This is a genomic window from Geobacillus sp. C56-T2 (assembly GCF_007829715.1).
Taxonomy (GTDB): Bacteria; Bacillota; Bacilli; order Bacillales; family Anoxybacillaceae; genus Geobacillus; species Geobacillus icigianus.
This window is the reverse complement of record NZ_VJWB01000001.1, coordinates 1,555,645-1,580,697: the sequence shown is the minus strand read 5'-3', so window position 1 is coordinate 1,580,697 and position 25,053 is coordinate 1,555,645. Positions and strand designations below refer to the sequence as shown.

At 55.2% G+C, this 25,053-nt stretch carries 26 protein-coding genes and 1 other RNA gene; 9 read left to right on the top strand and 18 right to left on the bottom strand.

The genetic code is table 11. The features are described from left to right. The first annotated feature begins 54 nt into the window (after positions 1-54). From GC56T2_RS07950 to GC56T2_RS07940, 3 genes are all read left to right on the top strand, one after another. Positions 55-573: a Ger(x)C family spore germination C-terminal domain-containing protein gene (locus GC56T2_RS07950; protein ID WP_255516052.1), complete on the top strand. Its 519-nt coding sequence runs from the start codon at positions 55-57 to the stop codon at positions 571-573. A 121-nt stretch (positions 574-694) separates the two neighbouring features. Then, positions 695-1,888: an MFS transporter gene (locus GC56T2_RS07945; protein ID WP_144974317.1), complete on the top strand. Its 1,194-nt coding sequence runs from the start codon at positions 695-697 to the stop codon at positions 1,886-1,888. A 79-nt stretch (positions 1,889-1,967) separates the two neighbouring features. After that, positions 1,968-3,260 (top strand): sensor histidine kinase, encoded by a 1,293-nt coding sequence (locus GC56T2_RS07940; RefSeq protein ID WP_144974315.1) that lies wholly within the window; start codon positions 1,968-1,970, stop codon positions 3,258-3,260. Positions 3,261-3,411: 151 nt separating this feature from the next. On the opposite strand, the gene GC56T2_RS07935 is transcribed toward GC56T2_RS07940, so the two are convergent. Next, positions 3,412-3,618 (bottom strand): DUF6501 family protein, encoded by a 207-nt coding sequence (locus GC56T2_RS07935; RefSeq protein ID WP_033843920.1) that lies wholly within the window; start codon positions 3,616-3,618, stop codon positions 3,412-3,414. 185 nt (positions 3,619-3,803) lie between these two features. Between GC56T2_RS07935 and GC56T2_RS07930 the strand changes: the two genes are divergently transcribed. Together GC56T2_RS07930 and GC56T2_RS17780 are read left to right on the top strand one after the other, a co-directional pair. After that, positions 3,804-4,577, top strand: coding sequence for an SDR family NAD(P)-dependent oxidoreductase (locus tag GC56T2_RS07930; protein ID WP_144974313.1), 774 nt, complete (start codon positions 3,804-3,806; stop codon positions 4,575-4,577). Positions 4,578-4,856: 279 nt separating this feature from the next. Next, positions 4,857-5,033 carry a hypothetical protein gene (locus tag GC56T2_RS17780; RefSeq protein ID WP_172706374.1) on the top strand — a complete coding sequence of 59 codons (177 nt, stop codon included), beginning with the start codon at positions 4,857-4,859 and terminating at the stop codon, positions 5,031-5,033. Positions 5,034-5,196: 163 nt separating this feature from the next. Here the strand turns inward: GC56T2_RS17780 and GC56T2_RS07925 are convergent, their stop codons facing one another. From GC56T2_RS07925 to GC56T2_RS07855, 15 genes are all read right to left on the bottom strand, one after another. Next, entirely contained in the window at positions 5,197-5,391 is a 195-nt protein-coding gene (locus tag GC56T2_RS07925; RefSeq protein WP_144974311.1) for an NETI motif-containing protein, read from the bottom strand. A gap of 104 nt (positions 5,392-5,495) precedes the next feature. Further along, complete coding sequence (locus GC56T2_RS07920; RefSeq protein ID WP_081897217.1) at positions 5,496-5,645, bottom strand: DUF2639 domain-containing protein; 150 nt, start codon at positions 5,643-5,645, stop codon at positions 5,496-5,498. A 44-nt stretch (positions 5,646-5,689) separates the two neighbouring features. Further along, positions 5,690-7,780 (bottom strand): transglycosylase domain-containing protein, encoded by a 2,091-nt coding sequence (locus GC56T2_RS07915; RefSeq protein WP_144974309.1) that lies wholly within the window; start codon positions 7,778-7,780, stop codon positions 5,690-5,692. Between the two features lie 117 nt (positions 7,781-7,897). Next, positions 7,898-9,607, bottom strand: coding sequence for a DHA2 family efflux MFS transporter permease subunit (locus GC56T2_RS07910; RefSeq protein ID WP_144974307.1), 1,710 nt, complete (start codon positions 9,605-9,607; stop codon positions 7,898-7,900). Between the two features lie 10 nt (positions 9,608-9,617). Next, positions 9,618-10,256 carry an HlyD family secretion protein gene (locus GC56T2_RS07905; protein ID WP_144974305.1) on the bottom strand — a complete coding sequence of 213 codons (639 nt, stop codon included), beginning with the start codon at positions 10,254-10,256 and terminating at the stop codon, positions 9,618-9,620. Between the two features lie 3 nt (positions 10,257-10,259). Continuing rightward, positions 10,260-10,700 carry a MarR family winged helix-turn-helix transcriptional regulator gene (locus tag GC56T2_RS07900; protein ID WP_144974303.1) on the bottom strand — a complete coding sequence of 147 codons (441 nt, stop codon included), beginning with the start codon at positions 10,698-10,700 and terminating at the stop codon, positions 10,260-10,262. Between the two features lie 182 nt (positions 10,701-10,882). Beyond that, a non-coding RNA gene (gene ssrS / locus GC56T2_RS07895) (6S RNA) lies at positions 10,883-11,072 on the bottom strand. A 62-nt stretch (positions 11,073-11,134) separates the two neighbouring features. Continuing rightward, on the bottom strand, positions 11,135-12,688 hold the full coding sequence (locus GC56T2_RS07890) for an acyl-CoA carboxylase subunit beta (protein ID WP_144974301.1): 1,554 nt from the start codon (positions 12,686-12,688) through the stop codon (positions 11,135-11,137). A 153-nt stretch (positions 12,689-12,841) separates the two neighbouring features. Next, on the bottom strand, positions 12,842-13,624 hold the full coding sequence (locus tag GC56T2_RS07885; RefSeq protein WP_144974300.1) for an enoyl-CoA hydratase: 783 nt from the start codon (positions 13,622-13,624) through the stop codon (positions 12,842-12,844). 11 nt (positions 13,625-13,635) lie between these two features. Beyond that, positions 13,636-14,535: a hydroxymethylglutaryl-CoA lyase gene (locus tag GC56T2_RS07880; RefSeq protein ID WP_144974298.1), complete on the bottom strand. Its 900-nt coding sequence runs from the start codon at positions 14,533-14,535 to the stop codon at positions 13,636-13,638. A gap of 194 nt (positions 14,536-14,729) precedes the next feature. Then, positions 14,730-14,942 (bottom strand): acetyl-CoA carboxylase biotin carboxyl carrier protein subunit, encoded by a 213-nt coding sequence (locus GC56T2_RS07875; protein WP_144974296.1) that lies wholly within the window; start codon positions 14,940-14,942, stop codon positions 14,730-14,732. A gap of 22 nt (positions 14,943-14,964) precedes the next feature. After that, positions 14,965-16,317: an acetyl-CoA carboxylase biotin carboxylase subunit gene (locus GC56T2_RS07870; RefSeq protein WP_144974294.1), complete on the bottom strand. Its 1,353-nt coding sequence runs from the start codon at positions 16,315-16,317 to the stop codon at positions 14,965-14,967. 64 nt (positions 16,318-16,381) lie between these two features. Beyond that, entirely contained in the window at positions 16,382-18,016 is a 1,635-nt protein-coding gene (locus GC56T2_RS07865; RefSeq protein ID WP_144974292.1) for an AMP-binding protein, read from the bottom strand. A 59-nt stretch (positions 18,017-18,075) separates the two neighbouring features. Beyond that, on the bottom strand, positions 18,076-19,218 hold the full coding sequence (locus tag GC56T2_RS07860; RefSeq protein WP_144974290.1) for an acyl-CoA dehydrogenase: 1,143 nt from the start codon (positions 19,216-19,218) through the stop codon (positions 18,076-18,078). Positions 19,219-19,355: 137 nt separating this feature from the next. Next, entirely contained in the window at positions 19,356-19,982 is a 627-nt protein-coding gene (locus GC56T2_RS07855) for a TetR/AcrR family transcriptional regulator (protein ID WP_144974288.1), read from the bottom strand. A 380-nt stretch (positions 19,983-20,362) separates the two neighbouring features. Here GC56T2_RS07855 and GC56T2_RS07850 point away from each other — a divergent pair, with 380 nt between their 5' ends. Both GC56T2_RS07850 and GC56T2_RS18120 read left to right on the top strand, forming a co-directional pair. After that, positions 20,363-20,611, top strand: coding sequence for a hypothetical protein (locus tag GC56T2_RS07850; RefSeq protein WP_033019930.1), 249 nt, complete (start codon positions 20,363-20,365; stop codon positions 20,609-20,611). Positions 20,612-20,616: 5 nt separating this feature from the next. Then, positions 20,617-20,751 carry a hypothetical protein gene (locus GC56T2_RS18120; RefSeq protein WP_255516051.1) on the top strand — a complete coding sequence of 45 codons (135 nt, stop codon included), beginning with the start codon at positions 20,617-20,619 and terminating at the stop codon, positions 20,749-20,751. 54 nt (positions 20,752-20,805) lie between these two features. On the opposite strand, the gene GC56T2_RS07845 is transcribed toward GC56T2_RS18120, so the two are convergent. Further along, complete coding sequence (locus GC56T2_RS07845; protein WP_144974286.1) at positions 20,806-21,594, bottom strand: GNAT family N-acetyltransferase; 789 nt, start codon at positions 21,592-21,594, stop codon at positions 20,806-20,808. Between the two features lie 138 nt (positions 21,595-21,732). On the opposite strand from GC56T2_RS07845, the gene GC56T2_RS07840 reads away from it, so the two are divergent. After that, positions 21,733-21,990, top strand: coding sequence for a DUF6154 family protein (locus GC56T2_RS07840; RefSeq protein WP_144974284.1), 258 nt, complete (start codon positions 21,733-21,735; stop codon positions 21,988-21,990). Between the two features lie 143 nt (positions 21,991-22,133). Here the strand turns inward: GC56T2_RS07840 and ilvA are convergent, their stop codons facing one another. Then, positions 22,134-23,342, bottom strand: a complete 1,209-nt coding sequence (gene ilvA, locus GC56T2_RS07835) for a threonine ammonia-lyase (protein ID WP_144974282.1) — start codon at positions 23,340-23,342, stop codon at positions 22,134-22,136. Positions 23,343-23,720: 378 nt separating this feature from the next. Here ilvA and GC56T2_RS07830 point away from each other — a divergent pair, with 378 nt between their 5' ends. Continuing rightward, positions 23,721-24,983: a two-component system sensor histidine kinase NtrB gene (locus GC56T2_RS07830; RefSeq protein ID WP_144974280.1), complete on the top strand. Its 1,263-nt coding sequence runs from the start codon at positions 23,721-23,723 to the stop codon at positions 24,981-24,983. The last annotated feature ends 70 nt before the right edge of the window (positions 24,984-25,053 follow it).

Sequence of the window (25,053 nt, the reverse complement as noted above, 5' to 3'; positions counted from 1 at the left end):
CCTTATTTAACAATCGAAGACAATCGTTGGGCGGAAAATAAGAAGCCAAAACAAATGTTGGCTATATCCGGCGTTTGTTTTCTTCATGATTACCGTTTGCAAGGGTGTGAGCGCCGTTCCGATTTGCAAGGGCTCCGCTGGATTGAGCGGGACATTCGGCGCACCCCGATTTATGTCAAGCAAAAAGGGAAAACTGTTGCCTCCCTAATCGTCCATGATCCAAAAACGAAGTGGTCGGTTGGCGTGAAGGACGGAGAGCCTGCTTTTACTATAAACGTTGAGGCGCAAGGAAGTCTCCTCGAACTGCGTGAACCGCTCTCACGAAAACAACTGACCAAACTGGCGGAACAAACGGTTAAACAAGAAATCCACCGCTTATATGAACTGGGGAAAGAGCGACAGATCGATATATTGAATCTAGCGGAACAACTGTATCGCGAGCGTCCGAATCTCTGGAAAAAACATCAGACCGACGGCCTCATCCCACTCAATAACAACACGCTGTCCGTAAACGTCAAGCTCGTCATCAGCGCATCCGGAAAAGAAAAGCTGAATTTTCGCGCCGGCGATTGAAAAGACAAAAACGGAGCGCCCTCTTGCCTGCGCTCACGCCGGGAAATGGGGCTTTCTCCGCTGGCGAAGATCAAGTATAATTAGCCATATTAAGATCGATTTTGCGGAACGGGGGAGAACGATGGACGCTCATACGGAACGAACGAGCGCCGCCAACATGACGGTCTATCCGATTTTGTTCGCCATCAGCCTCGGACATTTCTTGAATGATGCCATGCAGGCGGTCATCCCGGCGCTCTTTCCGATTTTGCGCTCGACGATGGAGCTATCGTACACCGAAATCGGCTGGATTGCGTTTGCGCTAAACATGACGTCGTCGGTCATGCAGCCGGTCGTCGGTTTATGGACGGATCGGCTGCCGTCGCCGCGTTTTTTGCCGCTCGGCATGGCGGCGAGCTTGCTCGGCATGGCCGGGCTCGCCTTGGCGCCGAATTTTTGGTTTGTCTTGTTGTCTGTGCTGTTGGTCGGAATCGGTTCAGCCGTCTTCCATCCGGAAGGATCGCGCGTCGTTTATTTGGCGGCCGGTGCGCGGCGGGCGTTCGCCCAATCGATTTATCAAGTCGGCGGCAATACCGGCAACGCCTTGGCCCCGCTGTTTACCGCCCTGATTTTTGTGCCGTTCGGCCAAAAGGGAGCCGCTTGGTTTATGCTTGCCGCGGCTGTCGGCATCACCTTGCTTTGGCGCGTTTCGCACTGGTACGGTCATGAACTCGGCCGCCGTCCGGCGCCAAGCAAAATGAAAAAGGCGCAGCGCACCGATCCCGGACACCCGGTGGCGTTTGCGCTTGCCTTGCTCGTCTTTTTAGTGTTTGCCCGTTCATGGTATTCCGCCGGCATCTCAAACTATTATCAGTTTTACTTGATGGAAACGGCTCACATCTCGGTGCGCGAGGCGCAAGTGTACTTGTTCGCCTTTATGATCGCCGGCGCGATCGGAACGCTCGCTGGCGGGCCAATTGCCGACCGGTTCGGCAAGCGCAACTTGATTCTCTGGTCGACGCTTGGAACCGCGCCGTTTGCGCTTGCCTTGCCGCACGCGCCGCTTCCGCTTGCGCTGCCGCTGTTGCTGATCGCCGGTTTTGTATTGTCGTTAAGCTTCGCAACGTTTGTCGTCTACGCCCAAGAACTGCTGCCAAATCATGTCGGCATGGCGTCCGGCCTGATCGTCGGCTTGGCCTTTGGTATGGGGGCGCTTGGCGCCGTCGTGCTCGGCAACATCGCCGACTTGTCGTCGCTCAACACGTTGATGATGCTTTGCAGCGCGCTGCCGCTGTTTGGCGCCTTGGCGATTTGGCTGCCGAACGACGAGAAATGACAAAACTATTTTCCTTTCAACCGATTTCCGGCTTATAATGAAGACGGAATGAGGTTCAAGTAGATTAGGGGATCGTTTTATGGCGGGGCTGTATATTAATCAACACGTTTTGAACAATTTATTTTATATTTTGGTCGGCGTTTTTGCTTTTTCGTTTATTTATGACCACAGCGCAGCCATCCGGCGCCGTCCCCTTTACAGCCGGGTGCTGCTTGGCGCTTGCCTGACGTTGGCGGCGGTGTTATGCATGAAGTTCCCGATTTACATCGACCCGGCATGCGTCCACGATTTTCGGCAAGTTCCGTTTTTGCTCGGAACGCTTTATGGCGGAGGCGCGGTCGGGGCGGTGTTGTTGACTATGCTCATGTTGGCGCGCACGATTTTGTACGGCTTCCAGCCATTGACATTGATCGTTTACGCCATCATGCTGGCGGCTGCGGCCGTCGTCTCGCCGCTGTTTCGCCGCCTGCCCCGCCCCAGCAAGCTGTTTACTGCGCTTGGGCTGACGTTTTTGTTGGCGGTGCTCACCACCTTTGTCGCTGTCGTGATCGCCGATTTCCAAGTGACGAAACCGTATATCATCTACTTCATTCTGATGCCGCCGTTTGTGATGATGTTTGCGGTTTATTTGATGGAAACGCTCCACGAAGCGCAGCTCGCCCGAGCCGAGCTAATGAAAATGGAAAAAATGGAGATTGTCAGTCAGCTGGCCGCCAGCATTTCCCATGAAATTCGCAACCCGCTCACTGTCGTCAAAGGGTTTATCCAGCTGCTGCAAACCGGGCCGCTGCCGCGGGAAACCGAGGAGCGATACATCCGGATCGCCTTAGAGGAACTGGAACGGGCGGAAGCGATCATTCGCGATTATTTGACGTTTGCCAAGCCGGCACCAAAAGAAACGGAACCGATCGATGTCGCCATCCAGCTTCAAAAAGTATTGCAGATGATCGCGCCCATGGCCCATATGCACTCGGTCGACCTTTCTTCCTCGCTTGACCATGGCATCGTCATCGGGAACGTGCAATATTTCCAACAATGTTTTTTGAATCTGTTCAAAAACAGCATCGAAGCGATGCCAAACGGTGGAACGCTCCGCGTGACAGCGGAACATCGGGGAACCGCCGTCGTCATCACCGTTTCGGACAACGGCGTTGGCATGACAAAAGAGCAAGTGCGCCGTTTCGGCGAACCATACTTCAGCACGAAAGAAAAAGGAACGGGTCTTGGCGCCATGGTTGCAGTCAAAATTATCGAACAAATGGGCGGGACATGGAACATTGAAAGCGCCGTCCAAAAAGGCACGACGCTGACGATCACCTTGCCGGCCAGCCGGGTGCAGCCGCCGACGGCGGAACGAAGCGCAGCCGGCTGAGCGACAAAACGAGGGTGTCGCAACCAAATCCGGACACCCTCGTTCGTTGCTATATACGTGCTGACTGCTTCTGCCGCCCGATATGTTCGCCTATCTTGAAGGCAGCCGACCTTTTCGGCCAGCCCCGTTTGGTTGTTTGGCATCGGCGCGATCATTGAACTTCTTCGAAATAATCTTTGTAAAACCCGCCGACTTTTCCGCTGTTGTCCACGACAAAATAAAACTCGTCCGTTTCGTTTTTCACTTCGTACACGTTGCCCGGCGTCAATACGTTGCTGACCATGTATTTTTCCGCATTCGTATGGACGCATTTCACTTTTTTGATCGTCGGCCGGGTCGCCCATGTGTAATGGATCATGGCGTCATCTCCTTTTTTCATTTATGCTGCTTCCTCTACTATTGTAACTGCCGCCCCCTTTCCTTGCAACGTTCCGCGCCCAGCCGGCCGCCTCGCCGTTGGCGGCAGCGGACAGCCGTGCTATAGTGGAACTGTATGCACACTCGCCAACAACGAGGTGATCATGTCTGAAAGGAGAGATGCTGATGTTTTTGCCTTCATTTCGTTTAGACGGAAAAACGGCGCTTGTGACCGGAGCCGGGCGCGGCATCGGCCGGGCGATCGCCATCGGATTCGCCGAAGCCGGAGCGGACGTAGCGCTCATCGCTCGCACGAAAGCCGATTTGGAAGAAACGGCAAACCACATTGAATCGCTCGGGCGGAAAGCGTACGTATGGCCGATCGATGTCACCGACCGGAAAGCGGTGCACGAGGCGGTCACCGGCGTCAAACAACAAGCGGGGGCTCTTGAAATCGTCGTCAACAACGCCGGCATGAACATTCGCACCCCAGCTTTAGAGGTGACAGACAACGAGTGGGAATTGATCATGAACACCAACTTGAAGTCCGCGTTTCTCGTCTCGCAAGAAGCGGGACGGGTGATGAAAGAGCAGGGGCGGGGCGGCAAAATTATCAACATTGCCTCGGTCGCCGGCCATGTCGCCTTGCGCACCGGCGTCGTGTACGCCGCAACCAAAGCGGCGCTCATCCAAATGACAAAAGTGCTGGCGTTTGAGTGGGGGCGCTACGGCATTCTCGTCAACGCCATCGGCCCATGGTATTTTCGCACGCCGCTCACGAAAACGTTGCTTGAAGACGAAGCATACGTGAACGACATTTTGGCCGTTACCCCGCTCAGACGGATCGGCGAGCTGCCCGAACTCGTCGGCCCGGCCGTATTTCTCGCCTCTGATGCGGCCAGCTACATCACCGGTCAAACGCTGTTTGTCGATGGCGGCATGACGATTCATGGGTTTTGATAAAGTGCGGCCTTAGCGGGTACGCTATAAACGTCCTAGAAGGCTGGCGATTGACTAAGAAAATCAAGGCGCAACCCGCCAAAACCTTGCAAATGTACACGAAACATTGTCGGTTTGTCAAAAAACGGCATTGTTCGATCAGCCTCCCCTTGCGTCGGATGAGGAGAAACGAGACGTTGAGGCTACGGGGGTTCTCCATTTGAGAAACAAAGCGGTAAAGAAACCTGTTTCCTTTCATCGCCAGCCAGCTAAATCATCTCGACAAGGAGGCCCACGACCATGAGCGACCAAGAAAGCAAACGGCAATTTCAGGACGACTTGGACCAATACCGGATGGACAACGTCACCCATGCGCCGAAACACTACGTGTACCAAGTCGGTTACGAAGCGTCAAGCGGCAACCCGACCGGCGACCATCGGGACGCGAAAAAAACGCGCGAATGGCCGCACAGCTGAAGAGGTTGGCCTCAAAAAACCATCGTGTTCAGCCGAAGCAACGGCGTGAATACGCCTGATGCGGCGAGCGGAGGGGGACTCGTGAACCCCCTCCTGTTGCTTGTCGGCATGGAAATCGTTCAGCCAAAAACGAAACGGAAGCGACCGGCTGAGGCACCTCTGGTTACGGCTCGTCACGCACCGCCTCAAATTCGATGATGCGCCCGCACGGCTCAACTGTCGTTTCGCCGTTTGTTTCCACTTCCCGGAAAATCGGCTGCTCAACGCGGCGGATAGGGCGGTATCCTTCTTGTTTCATCCGCTGTAAACAGGCGGCAATCGTTTCACCTTCGGCTACAGTAAACCGTTTTTTCTTCATTCCGTTCGGCGTTCGTTCCTTTTCCGGCCAAACGACCGGTGCGCCTCCCTCCTTTCCTTTGTTATTTTGCCCGAAAAAAAGAAGCCGGATCCTTTCTGTCCGGCTCAGCGCGTCTTTTGCACATATTTTCGGTACAGCCCGTACAGCTCCGTCGCCTTGTACGTCTCGATTTTTTTCCGCCCGACCGGATGGCGGGCAATGCCTGCCTTTTTCAACTCGGCGACAAGCCATCCTTTCGATCCGACATGCGCCATGGGCGCTCCCTCCTTTTGCTTGGCTTGTCTTTATGTATATGCGCCTACGCAAAAGTTGAGAACGCCCTGAACAACAGCGATTCGCGTTTGCCGCCATGCCCTTTCCCACGCTTTTTTTCTTTTTTCTCATTTGAGTTGTTTCTTTTTTCATGACCGGGCGGACGCGGCTTTTCCTTCTTTTCCTTCACCTTTGGCGGCACGGATTCAGGCGCCTTTGGCTCACGTTTTTTGTGTTCTCGTTCCGCTTGTTTCACAAGCGGCAGCGAGAAGCGGACAGCAGGTTGGCCGGCCAGCGCCTTCTCCATGATCCGGCGGAAAAGGCTGGCCGCCGTTTCCCCGCTCGTCGTCGTCAAATAATGCGTGCGATCCGGCCGGTCATAACCGAGCCAAAGCGCACCGACCAACTGCGGCGTATAGCCGACCATCCATTGGTCTTTCACCCCGTCGATGCCGGGGATCGTCATTTCCGTCGACCCGGTTTTGCCGGCGAGCTCCCGCCCCGGGATGGCGGCACGCTTCCCGGTTCCTTCGCGGATGACGCCTTCGAGCAAAAGCGTCATTTGCTGCGCCACTTTCTTGGACGTCACAACCGTTCGCCGCGGCTTCCACTCCGCCACCTCGCGGCCATAGGCATCGACGATTTTCGTAATGAGATGGCCGTCCGGACGGGAGCCGTCATTGGCGAATACAGCGTACGCTTCCGCCATCTCGAGCGGCGATACGCCGCGGGACATGCCGCCGAGCGCAATGCCGAGCTGGCGGTCCTCTTTTTCCAACGGCAAGCCGAACCGGTGCAGCGCCTCCATCCCTTTGTCAAGGCCGATTTCGTTTAACAGCCAGACGGCCGGCACGTTGAGCGAATGGATGACCGCCTCATACATCGTCACCGTGCCACGATACGTGTGATCGTAGTTTTGCGGACGGTAGCCGCCGAAATCGAGCGGCTCGTCTTTGAGCGGCGAAAACGGCCCGTATCCTTGCTCGAGCGCCGGCGTGTACACGGCGAGCGGCTTGAGCGTTGACCCCGGTTGGCGCCTGAGCTCCGTGGCGCGATTGAACCCGCGGAACACATGGCGGCCGCGGCCGCCGACTAACGCCTTCACCCCGCCTGTTTTCGGGTCGAGAAGCACCGCTCCGCTTTGGACAGGCACACCGTCCGGGCTTGACGGAAACAGCGAATCATCCGCATACACCGCTTCAAGCGCTTGCTGCATGTTCGGGTCAAGCTCCGTGTAAATGCGGAGCCCCCCGGAAAGGACATCGCTTTGCGTCAAGCCATAGCGCGTGATCGCTTCGCGGATCAGCTCATCAACATAATAAGGATACTTCCCGGCATACGGATCACGCTTCGGCTCTTGCTCGATCGCGATTCGCTCGCTTTTCGCGGCGCTCCATTCTTGATCGTCGATATAGCCTTGCTCTCTCATCAGCGCCAACACCACGTTGCGCCGAGCGATAGCTTTGTCGTAATGGCGGAGCGGCGATAAGGCGGACGGCGCTTTTACAAGGCCCGCTAACAGCGCCGATTCGCTTAGCGTCAATTCGGAAACGTCTTTGCCGAAATACGTTTTCGCGGCGCTCGCCACTCCCCAAGCTCCGGCGCCAAAATAAACGCGGTTGATATACATTTCTAAAATGTCTTTTTTGCTGTACGTGCGCTCGATTTTTTGGGCAATCAGCCATTCCTTCCACTTCCGAGCCAACGTTTTTTCATTCGTCAAAAAAACGTTTTTCGCCAGCTGCTGGGTGATCGTGCTGCCGCCTTCGACCCATTCCCCGGCGCGAACGTTGCGCCATACAGCACGCAAAATTCCGTAGTAGTCGACGCCGTTATGCTCATAAAAGCGGCGGTCTTCCGTCGCGACGATGGCTTGGAGAAAATGGTTCGGCACACGCTCAATCGGTACTTCTTCGATGTTCGCCGCCGCCAGCTTGCTTGCCACGCGGCCGTGTTCATCATAAATGACCGTCGCTGTCGGCAGCGGCTTCTCAAGAGCGGCGATATTTTGCCGGTTAATCGCCCAATGAAGGGTGGCAACGAGGGCGCCCAACGCCAAAGCGATGGCAACGAGCGCTCGGAACCAAAGCCGTCTTCGCCTCGCTTGTCTCATTTGCTGTCTGCTTTGCCGCTCCACAATGTTCCCCCCTGTCGCTTCGTCACGATTATATGATTCGCAGCCGGCCGCCCGTTTTCGTCTCTTTTTCATGGCTCAAAACAAAAAAGAAGCGGCCGTGTGCGCCGCTTCCCTTGTTTACGCCGATGGTGATTTCTGTTTTTTTCCTTTTAAGAAAAACGCCATGACGAGCGCCACCACCGTTAAGCCAGTCGCGACGAAAAAGGCGTCGTTGATTCCTTCCACCGTGGCGCGCTGCTGCACTAAACCGTACAGCAGCTGGGCAATGGCGTCATCGCTCGGGATGACTTGCTTCAGCTGGCTGACGAGCCCCATAAAGAACGGATCGTTTTCCGTCATTTCATTGCGGTACGTTTCGACATGAAACTTGGCCCGGTTGGACATGATCGTCACCAAAAACGCCGTTCCGAGCGAAGCGGCCACTTGGCGAATCGTATTCGACATGGCCGTACCATGGCTATACAGATGGCGCGGCAAGGCGTTTAACCCTTCGGTCATGATCGGCATCCCGAGCATCGACATGCCGAACATTCGGAAAATGTAGAGCCAAATCAAATGGCTGTATGGCGTATCCATCGTCAGCTTGCTGAACTCCCACGTCGTCACAGCGGTGATGATCAAGCCGACAATAGCAAGCAGCCGCGCGCCGATGCGGTCGAACACCCAACCGGCAATCGGCGACATGATCGCCATGACGATCGCCCCCGGCAGCAACAGTAAACCGGCATCGAGCGGCGTAAAACCGCGCAAGTTTTGCAAATACACGGGAAGCAAAACCATCGCGGCAAACATCGCCATATTGATGACCGAACCGATGACAGTTGCCAACGTAAACACCGGGTAGCGGAACACGCGGAAATTGAGCACCGGGTGTTCCGAACGGAGCGATCGCCATGTGAACATGATGAGAAACAGCACGCCGATAACGAGCGACACCACGACCGCCGTCTCGCCCCATCCTTTGCTGCCGGCCTCGCTGAAGCCATATAAAACGCCGCCAAACCCAATCGTCGAGTAGATCGCCCCTTGTACGTCCAGCACCGGATTGCCTTTACGCGGCGCATGTTTCAGCCAGACGGAGGCAAGCACAATGTCTACCAGCGCGATCGGCAACACGACGTAAAACAGCAGCCGCCATGTGTAATGCTCGACAAGCCAGCCGGACAGCGTCGGCCCGATCGCCGGCGCAAACATCATGGCGATTCCCACCGTCCCCATCGCCACACCGCGGCGTTCCGGCGGGAAAATCGACAACATAATGAACATCATCAGCTGCATAATAATGCCGGCGCCCACCGCTTGCGTCAACCGCCCGGCAAGCATGACGGCAAACGACGGAGCGATCGAGCAGACAAACGCGCCGATGGCAAAAAACGACATGCCCGATAAAAACAGCCGTTTCGCTGGAAACTTGGCGATTAAAAACGGACTGATCGGGATGAGCACCCCGTTGACGAGCATATAGCCGGTCACGAGCCATTGAATCGTCGACGTTTCGACGTTGAAATCTTGCATCATATGCGGCAAAGCGACATTGATTAACGTCTGGTTCAAAATGGCGACAAACGCGCCGAGCATGACGGTCGCCACAACCTTGCCGCGGCTGCCGATCTCCCCGAGGCCGCTCGGCCCGCCGCCCGCCGCAGGACGTTCCTCTGCTTCCGTCGAAAGCGGCGGTCTTTCCGTTTCCTCTACCGGCTGAACGCGCCGGTCGGCCGCTTCGTCCTTTGCTTTCACCGCCGCCCGTCCACGCCGGCGCAGTACGATATTGGCGGCCGCCAAAATGAAAACGGCAAATATGATATAGCCAATGACAAAAGCTGTCATCATCGATCACCTACTTATGAATGCGGACGGTGACGTTCATGCCCGGCACAAGTCCGGCTCCGCTATAGTTGTCAATGGAAATCGTCACCGGAATGACTTGGGTCACTTTCGTGTAGTTGCCGGTTGCGTTCGAGCTTGGCAGCAGGCTGAACGTATTCGCTGTCGCGGTTCCGATTTTTTCGACTTTGCCGCTGAACTTGCGATCCGGATAGGCGTCCACATAAATATCGACGTCTTGCCCGGCTTTCACATCTTCAATATCCGTCTCTTCAATATTCGCCGTCACCCACAAGTCGTTTAAATCAAACCCGCGAGCTAGCGGCGTTCCCGCGGCGACAAACGAATCTTTGATCGCGCTTTGCTGGGCGATCGTCATCCGGTGCGGCACGGTCACCGGCACCGTCGTTTTCCCGTCAGACACCGCACCGATTTCTTCCCCGGCAGAAAACGTTTTTCCTGTCTCCCCTCGCCAAGATGTCAGCTTTCCGGACAGCGGCGCAGCAACCGAGATCACTTGCCCGTCAATGCGGGCGTTGTCCGTTTTAATGTAGTTGGTCGTTTCATTGATATAATAATAGGCGGCAAATCCTCCACCGACAAGCAAAATGAGCACAATGATATTGAATACGAGCAAACGTCTGACATTCAACGCTCATTCCCCCTCAAGCAAAATCGTTTTGATTTTCTCATGCAGCTGCAAAAATTGTGCGATTTCTTCCTCTGAAACCCGTTCTTCGACGAGGCGAAGCCGCCGGCGCAGCACCGACTGCTCGCCAAACGCCAAGGCGACAATTTCTTTCCCTTTTTCCGTCAAGCTCAAAATGACCGCGCGCCGATCTTGTTTCGACGGCTCGCGAACAACAAGGCCGGCGCCGACGAGCCGGTCGACCGTACCGCTCACATTGCTGTTGCTTAAATTGAGCTTTTCCGCCAAATCGTGAAGGCGGATGTGTTCCTTTTTCATCAGCGTGTACAGCACGACCAGTTGCACTTCCGTAATCCCGACGCGGGCGGCGTCTTCACGAATAAGGCGATACAGCGCCTTTTGCGTCCGAAACACCGCGTACATTAAGTCACGGCTTGTTCCTTCCATCACTTTCCTCCTTTCATTCATCACTCAAATAATTTCAATACGAATTATTTCTAAACGAAATATGATTATAGCATAAAAATCGGAAAAAGCAACTATATTGTTCCCAGTGGTTTCAACTCATCATCCTACAATGCAAAGAAAAAAGCGCCCCATTTGGGACGCCTTTGTCTGTCGCTGGCAGAATCCGCGCCGCGGTTGCCGTCGGCTGAATGCAGTTTCTCAACCACGCTCCACCAAGTGGGTGTTCGCAGAAGCGTTCCTGCCGTCCTCCATGACGAATATTGAGGCATGACATTCCCGCTTCAATGTAGAACTCCCTTTTTATTGCCATCGGTTGAAACTTCATTCTACAACGCACAACGCAGCAGCGGATTGGTGATTCTTATCATACACGATGTTCTTTCCGTTGGCAAGAGGGACAACCATCCATTTTTTCAAACGGGATACACCCCGTGCTTCCGCTCAGAAAAGACCATATACTTGGACATATAGGCTTCAAATCGACGAATCAGTTCGTTGCGCAACTCGTTCGGCGCCACGATTCCATCAACGACGAGCTCGGAAGCGAGCCGATAAATGTCGATGTCGCGCCGGTATTCCTCGCGTTTTTGTTCGACAAATGCTGCCCGCTCTTCTGGCGGCAGCTCGGCGATTTTGTTGGCGTAAACGGCGTTGACGGCCGCTTCCGGCCCCATGACGGCGATTTGCGCGTTCGGAAGCGCCAAACAGCAATCCGGTTCAAACGCCGGCCCGGCCATGGCGTACAGTCCGGCCCCGTACGCTTTGCGGACGATGACCGAGATTTTCGGCACCGTCGCTTCCGACATGGCGGCAATCATTTTCGCCCCATGGCGGATAATGCCGGCCCGCTCGACTTTCGTGCCGATCATAAAGCCAGGGACGTCGGCCAAAAACAAAAGCGGGATATGGAACGCGTCGCAAAGCGTGATGAATTTCGCCGCTTTATCAGCCGAATCGTGGAACAACACGCCGCCTTTGACGCGCGGCTGGTTGGCGATGATGCCGATCGGCTGGCCGGCAAGGCGCGCCAGTCCCGTAATGATTTCCGGCGCAAACAGTTTTTTGATTTCACAAAACGATCCTTCGTCAATGATCCGCTCAATCAAATCATACATGTTGAACGGTGCATTTTGATTGTCCGGCACAATGTCTTCGATCGTTTTGTCAAACGATTTCGGCGGCTTGGCCTCGACCACCGGCGGCTTTTCGCTGTAATTGGACGGAAAATACGACAAGTAACGGCGCGCATAGGCGATCGCTTCTTCTTCCGTTTTCACGAGCACGTCGCCGCAGCCGGAGACGGTGCAATGCATGCGGGCGCCGCCCATCTCTTCGAGCGTCACTTTTTCCCCGATCACCATTTCCGCCATGCGCGGCGAGCCTAAGTACATCGAGGCATTGCCTTCCACCATGATGACGATATCGCAAAACGCGGGAATATAGGCGCCGCCGGCGGCTGATGGACCGAACAGCAGGCACACTTGCGGCACTTTCCCCGACAGTTTCACTTCATTGTAAAAAATGCGCCCCGCCCCGCGCCGGCCGGGGAACATTTCCAGCTGGTCGGTAATGCGGGCGCCGGCCGAGTCCACCAAATAAATGAGCGGACAGCGCAGCTTTTCCGCCGTTTCTTGGATGCGAATGATTTTTTCGACGGTGCGCGCCCCCCACGAGCCGGCTTTGACGGTCGAATCGTTCGCCATCACGCAGACCGTGCGGCCGTTGATTTTGCCGATGCCGGTCACCACCCCATCAGCCGGCAAATCGCCCGCCAAACAGTTGGCAAACAATCCGTCTTCCACTTCCAAACCGTGATCAAGCAGCAAATTCAGCCGCTCGCGGACAAACAATTTCCCTTGGGCCGCATTTTTTTCATGATATTTTGGCGCCCCGCCTTTCTTGATCTCGGCCGCTCTTTTTTCCAGCTCCGCGGCGAGCGTGCTGGGTTGGTTGGCTGTTTCCTTCATCTCGTTGTTTTCCCTCCTTGTTTTGATGATCTGGATGTTCCATCCTGCGTGTTCGTCCGGAACAAGGTTGGATGCCGTTTCGGATCCCCGCGAAAAACCGGGGCGGCGAAAGCGCGTTGTGCGGCTTCCGTCCCCCTCCTCGTCTAAGCGGGCTTACTCGCCTTTGTACACCGGCTTCCGCTTTTCTTTAAACGCCTGCAACCCTTCCAACCGGTCTTTCGTCGGAATGGTCGCCTCATAGGCGAGCTGTTCAATGGCAAGACCGGTCTCCAAATCAACGTTAAATACGCTTTGGATCGCCCGTTTCGCCTGCCGGACGGCAATCGGCGCGTTTTCGGCGATTTGCCGAGCCAATTCAAGAGCACGATCCATCAGCTCGGCGCGCGGCACGGCGTATTCGACAAGGCCGATGCGCTCCGCCTCTTTGGCGGTGATGCGTTTGGCGGCAAAAATCAATTCTTTCGCTTTTCCGATGCCGACAAGGCGTGGGAGCCGCTGCGTCCCCCCCGCTCCCGGAATGATGCCGAGCGACGTTTCCGTCAGCCCAAGCTGGATGTCGTCGGCAGCAAACCGGATGTCACAAGCCAGGGCAAGCTCCAACCCGCCGCCAAACGCCGAGCCGTTTAAAACGGCGATGACCGGCTGCGGCACTTTCTCCACCTCGTTGATCGTTTTGCTGATTAAGGCAACGGTTTGCCGCACTTCCGTTTCATTCATCCCCGCCCGCTCTTTCAAATCAGCGCCGGCGCAAAACACTTTGTCTCCGGCTCCGGTCAGCAGGACAACGCGCACGTCTTTCCGAAATTTGATCTCTTGCAACAGGCTGCCAAGCTCAAACAGAAGCGCTCTGGACAGCGCGTTGGCCGCTTCCGGACGGTTTAAGGTCACAACGGCGATGCCATGTTCTTGTGTTTCAAACGATACAAGTGTGCCCACGTGTTTCCCCCCTATGATCGAACCGTTTGCAAATAGCGGCTCGGAAGCGGGCGGCCGATTTTGTCGCGGATAAACAAAGCCGCTCTCGTCAGCCGCTCGACATCGATGCCGGTGTCAATCCCCATGCCATGAAGCATATACACTAAATCATCGGTGGCGACGTTTCCCGATGCCCCTGGGGCGTATGGGCAACCGCCGAGGCCGCCGAGCGAGCTGTCAAACGTCGTAATCCCCATTTCCATTGACACTACAATATTGGCGAGCGCCGTCCCTCTCGTGTCATGGAAATGCATCGCGATCCGATCAGCCGGAAAACGGCGGAGCACCTCGGCAAGCACGTCTTCAACTTGTTTGGGCGTCGCCACGCCGATCGTATCGCCAAGCGACAGTTCGTCAACCCCCATCGCCAGCAGCCGGTCGGCGACCGTGAGCACTTGATCGACGGGGACCGCCCCTTCATACGGGCAGCCAAACACTGTCGAGACGTAGCCACGCACCGTTTTTCCGGCTTGTTTGGCCGTCTTCACAACCGCTTCAAGCACCGGAAACGTGGCGGCGATCGTTTTGTTAATGTTTTTTTGGTTGTGCGTTTCGCTCGCTGACATGAAGACGCCGACTTCATCCACCCCAGCGCCAAGCGCCCGCTCAAGCCCCTTTTCGTTCGGGACGAGCGCCGCATACGTGACGCCGTCTTTGCGGCGGATGCCGGCTGCGACTTCGGCAGCATCGGCGAGCTGCGGAATCCATTTCGGATGGACGAAGGAAGTCACCTCAATGTACGACAGCCCCGTTTCTGACAATAGGTTGATCCAAGCGATTTTATCGGCGGTGGCGATCGGCGCTGCTTCGTTTTGCAGGCCGTCGCGCGGGCCGACTTCTTTGATCGTCACCTTCGCCGGCCATCGGCTCATGCGCTGCTCCCCCTTTTCGCTTCGTCTCCGCCGTTTTGTCGTTGACCGTGTCAAACGGCTCCCTTCCCCTATCGTTGGCGGGTGTTAGTCAAGGGCGAATCCGACTCTCCCCATCCCCCTTGATGCTCAATGGGGTCTGTGTGGAGTTTTCATAAAACGTTGGACGCTACCTGTTGGCGGAACCGTCTGCTTCCCTACTCGATCTCAACGAGCACGTCGCCTTCGTTCACGAAATCTCCTTCTTGCACATGAATGTGCTTCACAACGCCGGACGTCTCAGCGGCAACTGGAATTTCCATTTTCATTGATTCCAAAATGACGACGTCTTGCCCTTCTTCGACGCGGTCACCGACGGCAACGACAATCTTCCAGACGCTTCCGGCCATGGTGGCAGTGACTTGCTTCATCGTTTCTTCCTCCGTTTCTGCTTCATTTTGTTTTCGTTGGCTGCCAATAGTTGGCGAGAAAATCGGTCGTCGTTTCCCCGGCACGGAACGCCGGATGGGACAATACGGCTTCCAGCAGCGGAATGTTCGTTTTAATCCCTTCCACCCGATAGTCGCGAAGCGCGCCGAGCAAGCGTTCAATCGCCGTTTGTCGATCCGGACCTTTCGCAATCAACTTCGCGATCATCGGGTCGTAAAACGGCGTGACCGTGATGCCGCTTTGAACCGCTGTTTCATGACGAATCCATTCGCCCTGCGGAGCCGAAAACGCCGTAATGCGACCGGGCGATGGGTAAAACGTGTTCGGGTCTTCGGCATAAATGCGCACTTCAATGGCGTGCCCGTCGCGGCGAATGGCTTCCTGCTGATAGCGGAGCGGTTCGCCAGCGGCGATGCGCAGCTGCTCTTCGACGATGTCGATGCCGGTGATCTCTTCCGTCACCGGGTGCTCGACTTGGAGCCGGGTGTTCATTTCAAGAAAATAAAAGTTTTTTTGTTCGTCGACCAAAAATTCCATCGTGCCGGCGTTCGCATAGCCGATGTAACGGGCGGCGCGCACGGCGGCTTCCCCCATCTTCCGCCGCGTTTCTTCATCTAAAAACGGCGACGGCGCTTCCTCCACCACTTTTTGGTGGCGGCGCTGGATCGAGCATTCGCGCTCCCATAAGTAAACGCAGTTGCCGCGCCCATCGGCGAGCAGCTGAATTTCAATATGGTGCGGGCGTTCAATATATTTTTCAATGTACATCGTCCCGTCGCCGAAAAACGAAGCGGCCCGCTTTTGGCTCCCTTCAAACGCTTGGCGCAGCTCCGCTTCGTCGCGGGCGATGTGCATGCCGATGCCGCCGCCCCCGGCTGATGCCTTCAGCATGACCGGATACCCAATCGAAGCCGCCGCCTCCGCCGCCGCATCGGGGCTGTCCAACGCAAACGTGACGCCTGGAACGATCGGGACTCCGGCTTTTTCCATCGTCCGCCGCGCTTCGATTTTGCTGCCCATCGCGGCAATGACGTCCGCCTTCGGACCGATGAAGACAATTCCTTCTTCCTCGCAACGGCGGGCGAACGCCGGGTTTTCCGAGAGCAGCCCGTAGCCGGGATGGATCGCCTCCGCTTTCGCCGCTTTGGCAACCTCAATGATTTTTTCGATATTTAAATAGCTTTCCGCCACGCGCGGCTTGCCGATCAAATACGCCTCATCCGCCAGCTGGACGTGGAGCGAATCGGCGTCCGCTTCCGAGTAGACGGCGATCGTTCGGATGCCGAGCTTTTGGCACGTGCGGATGACGCGGACGGCGATTTCGCCGCGGTTGGCAATCAACACTTTCGAAAACATCCTCTCACCCTTTCGCGAAAACTGAGAATGCCGCCGGGCGGTTTCGTCCGCCCGGCGCGGCGAGTTACGTCGTCAAGCCGAGGCGCTGTTTCGCCATTTCCCGTAATTTGAATTTCTGAATTTTCCCGGACGCTGTCATCGGGTATGAGTCGGTAAATTCGATGTAGCGCGGGATTTTATGGCGGGAGATGTTGCCGCGGCAAAACTCGCGAATTTCCTCGGCTGTCGCTGTTTCCCCGTCCTTTAAGATGATCCACGCCATCACTTCTTCGCCGTACACTTCATCGGGCACGCCGACGACTTGAACGTCCAAAATTTTCGGATGTTTGTACAAAAACTCCTCGATTTCGCGCGGATAAATGTTCTCCCCGCCGCGGATGATCATATCTTTCAGCCGACCGGTGATGCGGCAGTAACCGTTCTCATCCATCGTCGCCAAATCGCCGGTATGCAGCCAGCCATCTTCGTCGATCGCTTCGTTGGTCGCTTCCGGGTTGTTGTAATATCCTTTCATGACATGATAACCGCGCGTGCACAGCTCCCCTTGCACGCCGCGCGGCACTTCCTTGTTCGTGCCCGGCTCGACGATTTTCACTTCCACTCCCGGCAAGGCGCGGCCGACCGTTTCGACGCGCAGCTCAAGCGGATCGTCGGTGCGCGTTTGTGTGACGACCGGCGACGCTTCCGTCTGCCCGTAGGCGATCGTAATGTCTTTCATCCCCATTTTTTCGATGACCGCCTTCATCACTTCGACCGGGCAAGGAGAACCAGCCATAATGCCGGTGCGCAGCGATGACAAATCGTATTGGTCGAAATCCGGGTCGTTCAGTTCGGCGATAAACATCGTCGGCACGCCATGAAGCGCCGTGCACCGTTCCGCCGCCACCGTCTCGAGCACCCGCTTCGGATGAAACTCGACAACCGGCACCATCGTCGCCCCGACCGTCACGCAAGCCAACGTGCTCATCACGCAGCCGAAGCAGTGGAAAAACGGCACGGGGATGCAAAGGCGGTCGCCTTCGCCAAGTCCCATGCATTGCGCGACTTGGTGAGCGTTGTTGACGATGTTGTAATGCGTCAACATGACCCCTTTCGGGAATCCCGTCGTCCCGGACGTGTATTGCATGTTGATCACATCGTGCGGGTCGAGGCTCGCCATCCGTTCATCGAGCTCTTCTTCTGACACGTCGTGCGCCATCGCCAAGATGTCGTTCCATGTAAACATGCCCGGGTACCGTTTGTCGCCAAGAAAGACCACGTTTTTCAGCTTCGGCAACCGTTTCGATTGCAGCTGTCCGGGCGCCGACGTGCGCAATTCGGGAACGATTTCATATAAAATATCGATATACGATGAGTCGCGATATTGCTCAATCAAAAAGAGCGTCGTCGAATCGGACTGGCGAAGCAAATACTCAAGCTCGGCCGCGCGGTAGTTCGTATTGACCGTCACCAACACAGCCCCCATTTTCCCGGTCGCAAACTGGCAGGCGATCCATTCCGGAACGTTCGTCGCCCAAATGGCGACATGCTCCCCTTTTTCGATGCCAAGCTGCATCAACCCGCGCGCGACGAGGCGACAATAGTCGTTCAACTGTTGATACGTCAGACGCAACCCGCGGTCGGCGTACACGACCGCCTCGCGATCCGCATATTGCCTGGCCCTCTCTTCCAACAATTTCCCCACCGTCACCGTCAACATCGGCCTTCTCCTCCCCTTTGTCCGAATTCACTGTTATGGATATGCGCATCGTTCCGCTTTTAGCATCCGAGTTGGCGAGCGATGACGAGCCGTTGAATTTCCGATGTGCCTTCGCCGATTTCCATGAGCTTGATATCTCGCAAATGACGTTCAACGCCGTACTCTTTCATGTAGCCATAGCCGCCGTGAATTTGGATCGCCTGATTGCAGACGCGAAACCCCATTTCCGACGCGAACAGCTTGGCGAACGACGCTTCTTTTGTAAACGGTTTCCCTTGATCTTTCAACCAAGCCGCCTTGTACACCATATTGCGGGCAAGCTCAATTTCCATCGCCATGTCAGCGAGCTTAAACTGAATCGCTTGAAACTTGGAAATCGGCTGGCCAAACTGAATGCGTTCTTTCGCATATTGAAGCGCTTTCTCAAACGCCGCTTGTGCGATGCCGACGGCTAAAGCGGCGATCGAAATGCGGCCGCCATCAAGCGTGTACAAAAACTGGTTAAACCCTTTTTGCGGGTCTCCTAAGACGTTTTCTTTCGGCACGCGGACGTTCTCGAAAACAAGCTCACACGTATTGGACGCGCGCACGCCCATCTTGTCGTAATTCGAACGGATTGTAAATCCTGGGGAGTCAGTTGGCACGATGAGAGCAGTGATGATGTTTTTGCCGCGCGCATCTTTGCCTGTCACAGCGGTGACAATGACTTGCCGCGCGTATTGGGCGTTCGTGATCCAGCATTTTTCGCCGTTGATGACATATTCATCGCCGTCGAGCACCGCCGTTGTGCGCGTGCCGCCAGCGTCGGACCCGGCGTTCGGCTCGGTGAGCCCAAAAGCGCCAAGCGTCTCTCCTTTGGCCATCGGCACGAGCCACGTTTGTTTCTGCTCCTCTGTTCCAAAGTAATAAATCGGACTCGCCCCAAGCGACACAGCGGCTGCGTAGCTTAGCCCGGTGCCGCCGCAGGCGCGGCCGATTTCCTCAACGGCGATGGCGTACGAAATTGTATCGCCCCCAGCGCCGCCGTATTCTTCCGGAAACGGCAGGCCCAACAGCCCGAGCTCGCCCATCTTGCGGAACACATGCAGCGGAAAATGCGCCTCTTCATCCCATTTCGCCGCGTATGGGGCAATTTCCTTCTCGGCAAAGTCGCGAACCATTTCTTTAATCATTTGTTGCTCTTTCGTTAATGAAAAATCCATCCTGTCCCTCTCCCCCATAAAAGTGTTCTATAAGTTTAAACCGACTAGTCGGTTTTGTCCGAACGACGTAGCCGCAAGCACTGCAGCAGAAAAAACGCTTTCAAAACCGACTAGTTGGTCTGTAAGCGGTGCGCGGATCATTCCGCGGCGGGCGGCAACAAAAACCGCGCCGCTGTTGGGTTCTCCGGTGTGCGGAGCACCGCATACAAAATGAAGTCAGCGAAATACGCCGCGATCTCCTCAATCGACAGCGGACCGTCCGGATTGTACCATTTGTACGTCCAGTTGACCATGCCGATGATCGACATGCCGGCAATTTCCACCGACAGTTCCGGACGAAATTCCCCGGCTTCAATCCCCTCGCGGATGACGCGAAAAATAATTTGTTTAAACTCTTCGCGCTTTTCATTGATCGGTTCGGCGTATTCCGGTTTTAAGTACGTGCTTTCCTGATAAAAGACGGTAATATGTGGTTTATATAAATGAAAGACTTTTACAAATGACTGAACGATGGCGTACAAGCGCTCGGTCGGCGTTGAACAGCTTTCATACGCTTCCTGCGCTTTGGTCAGCGCATACGTAATAAAGACGTCATGAATATGGTACAGCAACTCGTCTTTCGATTTAAAATTATGGTAAAACCCGCCTTTCGACGTGTCGCTTTCGGCGACGATGCGGTCGACCGTCACGCCATGGTAGCCATATTTCTCAAACAAATGAAGAGCGGTGTCGATAATGCGGTCTCGAAGCGGTTTCTCTGCCATAACAGTCTCCTTCGTCTGAGCTGTAAAACATTTCGGAAAAAGCAAAATCTTCTTCTTGTTTACTAAGATACTCGACTCGGGCTGTCATTGTCAACAAAAATCGTTCGGCGCCCAAAAGCGAAGCGTCTTTCGCCGCCTCCGCATCGGGCAAGGTGCCTCTTCTAGGAGACCGGTGATTGAAGGGAGAAAGCTGCTTACCAAGCCCGTTTCTCCAATAGAAAAGCCTTGTCGCCTTAGGATCTCCTTTCAAACGATCCCCCATTGCTCAACAGAAACAACCGTTTTCACCAGCCTTCTAGCCGCACAAGCGAAAAGAAAGCGACCGCTTCGTACATAATCACGACCGTTTTTCCAAAAGATAAAACCGGAGGTGGTTTCGCTTGGAACCGATGCTATGTCCAAACTGCAAAACGAACCGGACGCGCTTTCACCTCATCGAGCAACACCCACGGGCGGTCAAGCTCGACCCGCACACCGGCGACATTGAGCACGAATACACAAACGAAGCGCTCGAACCGTTCCATCTCCCGTACCGCGGCCCGAGCTACCGCGTCCAATGCGGCGTCTGCGGGCTGATCGAAGATGCGGATATGTTCATTCAGCGCGCTAAATCGTCTCCATTGGGGTGATGAACATGACAAACAAAAAACAAACACCGTCCTCCATCGTTGACCAAAAGCAGCTCGTCAACGACAAGGCGAAAGCGATGCGAGAGCGCGGCGATCAGCACATTCGCCGCGGCACGCCGAACGGCGCAGACGGACAATAAACGCCGGCTTGCTTCTGCGCAGAAGCAAGCCGGTGAAGCTTCCGCTTTTCGTTGCTAGCGGTACATCGCCCACAGCCCGATATCGCGAAACCCAAGGCGGTGGTAAATGCGCCCGGCGGCTGGATTGTCGTAAAACAGGCACGGCATCTTCCCTTCAGCAAGCAAATCGCAAACGAGCTTCGCCACGATGGCGCTCGCATACCCTTTCCCGCGGTGCTCCTGATCCGTGCAGACGCCGACGATCATCGCCGACAGCGAATTTTCCGCCGTTGTCGATGCCGCCGCCACCATCTTGCCATCTTGTTCAATATAATACGTTCTCGCTGAATTCGTTTCCATCCCCTTCACTAGCATATCGCGCGCCGTCGGTCTTGTGTCAAACTCAGGAATGCGGCGCCGCAAGTCAATGATCCGATCAACATCGGCCCATCCGGCCTTCTTGACGGCGAACGCCCCCTTTTCTTGGCGGGCGTATTCATCCGTCCGGCACTCGCAAAAGTAAAGCGTTCGCTTCGTCCCAAGCGGCAGCCGCCCTTCGAACTGCCTGGCAATTTCCTCTTTACCGGATAGCTCGACAGGCAACGAGCGGGCGGTCTCGCGGATGAGACGAGCAAAGCCATCGGCATCAAAATCGCCAGGCGCGTACGGAATGTAGGAATCGTAATAACGGAGCAGCACCGCCTTCAGCGAGCCGTTGCCGTCAAACTGCCCCCAGACGTCCTGGAAATCGGCGTCATAGCCGAATGACTCAATATCGCCGATAATAAACAAGTTGAACGACGGGTCTTGCTGTAAAAATAAAAACACTGGCTCATGGTCTTCCTTCGTTAACTGACGAATCATGGCGCTCCCCCGCTTTTCGAATGATATGTTTTCCATGATACGATAGCATATATCCGTTGTCAATGGCCAAAAACGCGGCCAGCCTCGGCCGACTGCGAAGAAAAGGAGGAAGTCCGCCCTTCACAAGCGGGGGCGGGCATGCGCATGAAGTTGATCGACGATCTGTACGACTATTACAAAGACCGGCTGACCGGAGATGAAGAAGACGCCGAAGCGGTGGCGATGTCGATTTTAGACGAGCTTGACCGCCGCCATGTGCTCAAGCTGATCAATGAGATGACCGATGAAGAGTTGCTTGGGATGTTTGGCTTGTACGTATTCGAAAGCTTGAAAGCGAAAATGGCCGGCGAAGGCCTCGGTGCAACGCGGCCGCAACATGTGCCGCGCGTGCATTGAAAAAGCGGCTCTCCCTCGGTACAGACGGCATCATCTGACCGGGGCAGCCGCTGTAGCGGAGACGCTTTAGCGCCTGCTCGGGACGGCTTCAGGCAAAACCGCTCGTTCGAACAAACGGGACGCACGATCTTCGCGCGGCCGATTCAACGGTACAATTGCACATCATATCCTTCTTTCAACAACACTTGGTAAATTTGCTGAATATGGTCTTCGTTTTTCGTCTCGAGCGAAAAGTGAATTTCCGCCTGACCCGGCAACACTTTGGCGCCGATGCGCTGATGATGAATGGACATAACGTTCGCCTCGAGCTCCGCAATAATGCGCAGCAGTTTGTTCAACTGGCCGGGCTTGTCGGAGATGACCGTTGTAAACGTAACAAATCGCCCGGCTTCGACAAGCCCCCGCTCAATGATGCGGGAAATCAGCGTCACATCGACGTTGCCGCCGCTGAGCACAGCGGCGACTTTTTTGCCGCGAAACGGCAGCTTTTGATACAACAATGCCGCCAACGGGCAAGCGGCCGAACCTTCGACAAGCAGCTTGTTCCGTTCCAGCAAGTAAAGCATCGTCCGTGAAATTTCCGCCTCTTCCACACAAACGACCCCATCGACGTATTGTTCGATATATTGGTACGTAAGATTGCCTGGTTTTTTCACCGCGATGCCATCAGCGATCGTATCGGAGGCGGCGATGGCGACCGGCTGTTTATGGCGGATGGCCGCCGTCATGCCCGGGCAAGCCGATGACTCGACGCCGTACACGTCAATTGACGGCTTCAGCTGTTTTAACGTAAACGCCAGCCCCGCAAGCAATCCGCCGCCGCCGACCGGACAAAGGACAACATCCACATCAGGCAGCTGCTCAATCAACTCTAAGCCGATCGTTCCTTGGCCGGCGATGACGGCCAAATCGTCAAACGGATGAACAAACGTCATGCCCCGCTTGCGCTGCAGCTCGAGCGCATACTCGAGCGATTCATCGAACACATCGCCATGCAAAACCACTTCCGCCCCATAGCTTTTCGTCGCTTCGATTTTGCTGAGCGGCGCCCCTTTTGGCATGACGATCGTGCACGGAATATGGAGCATGCTGCTCGCATAGGCCACCCCTTGAGCGTGGTTGCCGGCCGAGGCGGCGATGACGCCGCGCGCCCGCTCTTCATCGGTCAGCGACATGATTTTGTTGAACGACCCCCGCACTTTAAACGAACCGGTCTTTTGCAAATTTTCCAGCTTCATGTATACCTCATTGCCGGACAGCCGGCTGAACGTTTGCGAATGCTCCAAGGGTGTTTCGTGAACGATGCCTTTCATTTTCGCCCTCGCTTGTTCAATGTCTTTTAACGTTAACATCAAGAAACCATCCTTTCTTTCTACTCCGGCGAGCCGTCTTTTTTCCGCCGCATGGTGCGAAGGCGCTTCCATCGCTTGCCCCCGGCAGCACAGTTTTTTGATCTCAACACGAGCGCGCAGGCAAAAGACCGACCGCTTCCCGCAGCGCTGCGCCGAAAACACGCCGCGAACGCCTCCGCCCACCATGATTATACCGTAAACGGCTCACCGCTTCACAGCCCTGTAGTTAGTTTGAAGTTCAGTTTCATTGATTATTTAGAACATAGTTTTATTTCTTAATAAAATCCGTTTTCGAATAGGCAAATAGAACGGAATTTGCTAATATGGAAGAAGGGAATGCGGAACGCGAAACCATGTTTGGCTAAGGGGTTTGAAAGCATGAATGACCAATGGGCAAGCCAGCGCATCAACGAACTGGAGCGGAAGCTGCGCGCCTATGAGCGGCTCATAGAGCAGCTTCCGTTTCCGTTCACATTCGTCGACTACGAAAATGGGGTCACGATCGAAAAAAAGCGGGGTGCCGTCCAACCGCACCTTGCCTTCATTCCTTCGACTCCGCAAAAAGAGGCGGAATGGCGGTGGGACATCGACCTGTACCGCGACGTGCCGTTTGAAAAAATAGAAGCGTTTTTGACACCGTTGCTTGACCTGGTCCCGCATCATATCGTTTTCGTCGATGAGCGCGGCATCATCACGCTTTGCAATTTACAGGCAGCGGCAGACACCGGCGTCGACCGCGATGCGATCATCGGCAAACATATTCGCGAGCTGCTGAAGCTGCCCGATGAACTGATTGCAACGATCCACTCGCTCGAGAAGCGCGAGCCGCTTTACAACTATGAGGTGCTTGATCGTTTTTACGGCATCGTCAACACCCGCTTTATTTATAACGATGACGGATCGATTAAACGGGTCATCAGTGTGTTCCAGTCGCTCAGCATGATGAAAGAGACGGAAAAATTAGCGGTCGCCGGGCGGATCGCGGCGGGCATCGCCCACGAAATTCGTAACCCGTTGACGACCGTGCGCGGCTACTTGCAGCTGTTGAAACACGACTTGCCTGACCGAATGGCCTCGCTCGTCGAACGCCTTCTCATCCCTGAGCTTGATCGGGCCAACAGCATTATTACAGATTTTTTAAACATCGCCAAACCGGCCGATGTCAAAATGGAAACTTTCCATTTGCACCGTTTTTTGCGCGAAGATGTTGGCATTCTCGTGCAAAGCGAAGCGCTGCTCCATCACGTGAACGTCCATTTCGATCTCGATGGACAGCTTGACGACTACGAAATGAACGGCGACCGCCGCCAACTTTTACAAGTATTTTTAAACTTGTTTCGCAACGCGATTGAGGCGAAAGTGAACAAAACGATGAACGTCACGATTCGCAGCCGGAAAAAGCCTCATCTCGTTCAGCTGAGCTTTTGCGACGACGGGCCCGGCATTCCTTCGTCGGTCATCGGCCATATTTTTGACCCGTTTTTTTCAACGAAAGAAACAGGAACAGGACTCGGCTTATCGCTGTCCAAAAAAATTGTTGAATTGCACCGCGGAACGATGAAAGTGCAAAGCAGCCCGGCGGGGACATGCTTTATGATCGAGTTTCCGCTTCACAACCGGCCGCCGTTTTTTTCGCCCTAACCCGTTCCACGACGGGCTGCGGCCTCGCTCGAGAGATCGGGAACATGGAGGATTTCGCACAATGTTCCGT

Coding starts and splice junctions, on each gene's coding strand:
- GC56T2_RS07950 (WP_255516052.1), top strand. CDS start 55: ATGTTGGCTATATCCGGCGTTTGTTTTCTTCATGATTACCGTTTGCAA.
- GC56T2_RS07945 (WP_144974317.1), top strand. CDS start 695: ATGGACGCTCATACGGAACGAACGAGCGCCGCCAACATGACGGTCTAT.
- GC56T2_RS07940 (WP_144974315.1), top strand. CDS start 1,968: ATGGCGGGGCTGTATATTAATCAACACGTTTTGAACAATTTATTTTAT.
- GC56T2_RS07935 (WP_033843920.1), bottom strand. CDS start 3,618: ATGATCCATTACACATGGGCGACCCGGCCGACGATCAAAAAAGTGAAA.
- GC56T2_RS07930 (WP_144974313.1), top strand. CDS start 3,804: ATGTTTTTGCCTTCATTTCGTTTAGACGGAAAAACGGCGCTTGTGACC.
- GC56T2_RS17780 (WP_172706374.1), top strand. CDS start 4,857: ATGAGCGACCAAGAAAGCAAACGGCAATTTCAGGACGACTTGGACCAA.
- GC56T2_RS07925 (WP_144974311.1), bottom strand. CDS start 5,391: ATGAAGAAAAAACGGTTTACTGTAGCCGAAGGTGAAACGATTGCCGCC.
- GC56T2_RS07920 (WP_081897217.1), bottom strand. CDS start 5,645: ATGGCGCATGTCGGATCGAAAGGATGGCTTGTCGCCGAGTTGAAAAAG.
- GC56T2_RS07910 (WP_144974307.1), bottom strand. CDS start 9,607: ATGACAGCTTTTGTCATTGGCTATATCATATTTGCCGTTTTCATTTTG.
- GC56T2_RS07900 (WP_144974303.1), bottom strand. CDS start 10,700: ATGGAAGGAACAAGCCGTGACTTAATGTACGCGGTGTTTCGGACGCAA.
- GC56T2_RS07890 (WP_144974301.1), bottom strand. CDS start 12,688: ATGAAGGAAACAGCCAACCAACCCAGCACGCTCGCCGCGGAGCTGGAA.
- GC56T2_RS07880 (WP_144974298.1), bottom strand. CDS start 14,535: ATGAGCCGATGGCCGGCGAAGGTGACGATCAAAGAAGTCGGCCCGCGC.
- GC56T2_RS07875 (WP_144974296.1), bottom strand. CDS start 14,942: ATGAAGCAAGTCACTGCCACCATGGCCGGAAGCGTCTGGAAGATTGTC.
- GC56T2_RS07870 (WP_144974294.1), bottom strand. CDS start 16,317: ATGTTTTCGAAAGTGTTGATTGCCAACCGCGGCGAAATCGCCGTCCGC.
- GC56T2_RS07865 (WP_144974292.1), bottom strand. CDS start 18,016: ATGTTGACGGTGACGGTGGGGAAATTGTTGGAAGAGAGGGCCAGGCAA.
- GC56T2_RS07860 (WP_144974290.1), bottom strand. CDS start 19,218: ATGGATTTTTCATTAACGAAAGAGCAACAAATGATTAAAGAAATGGTT.
- GC56T2_RS07855 (WP_144974288.1), bottom strand. CDS start 19,982: ATGGCAGAGAAACCGCTTCGAGACCGCATTATCGACACCGCTCTTCAT.
- GC56T2_RS18120 (WP_255516051.1), top strand. CDS start 20,617: ATGACAAACAAAAAACAAACACCGTCCTCCATCGTTGACCAAAAGCAG.
- GC56T2_RS07845 (WP_144974286.1), bottom strand. CDS start 21,594: ATGATTCGTCAGTTAACGAAGGAAGACCATGAGCCAGTGTTTTTATTT.
- GC56T2_RS07840 (WP_144974284.1), top strand. CDS start 21,733: ATGCGCATGAAGTTGATCGACGATCTGTACGACTATTACAAAGACCGG.
- ilvA (WP_144974282.1), bottom strand. CDS start 23,342: ATGTTAACGTTAAAAGACATTGAACAAGCGAGGGCGAAAATGAAAGGC.
- GC56T2_RS07830 (WP_144974280.1), top strand. CDS start 23,721: ATGAATGACCAATGGGCAAGCCAGCGCATCAACGAACTGGAGCGGAAG.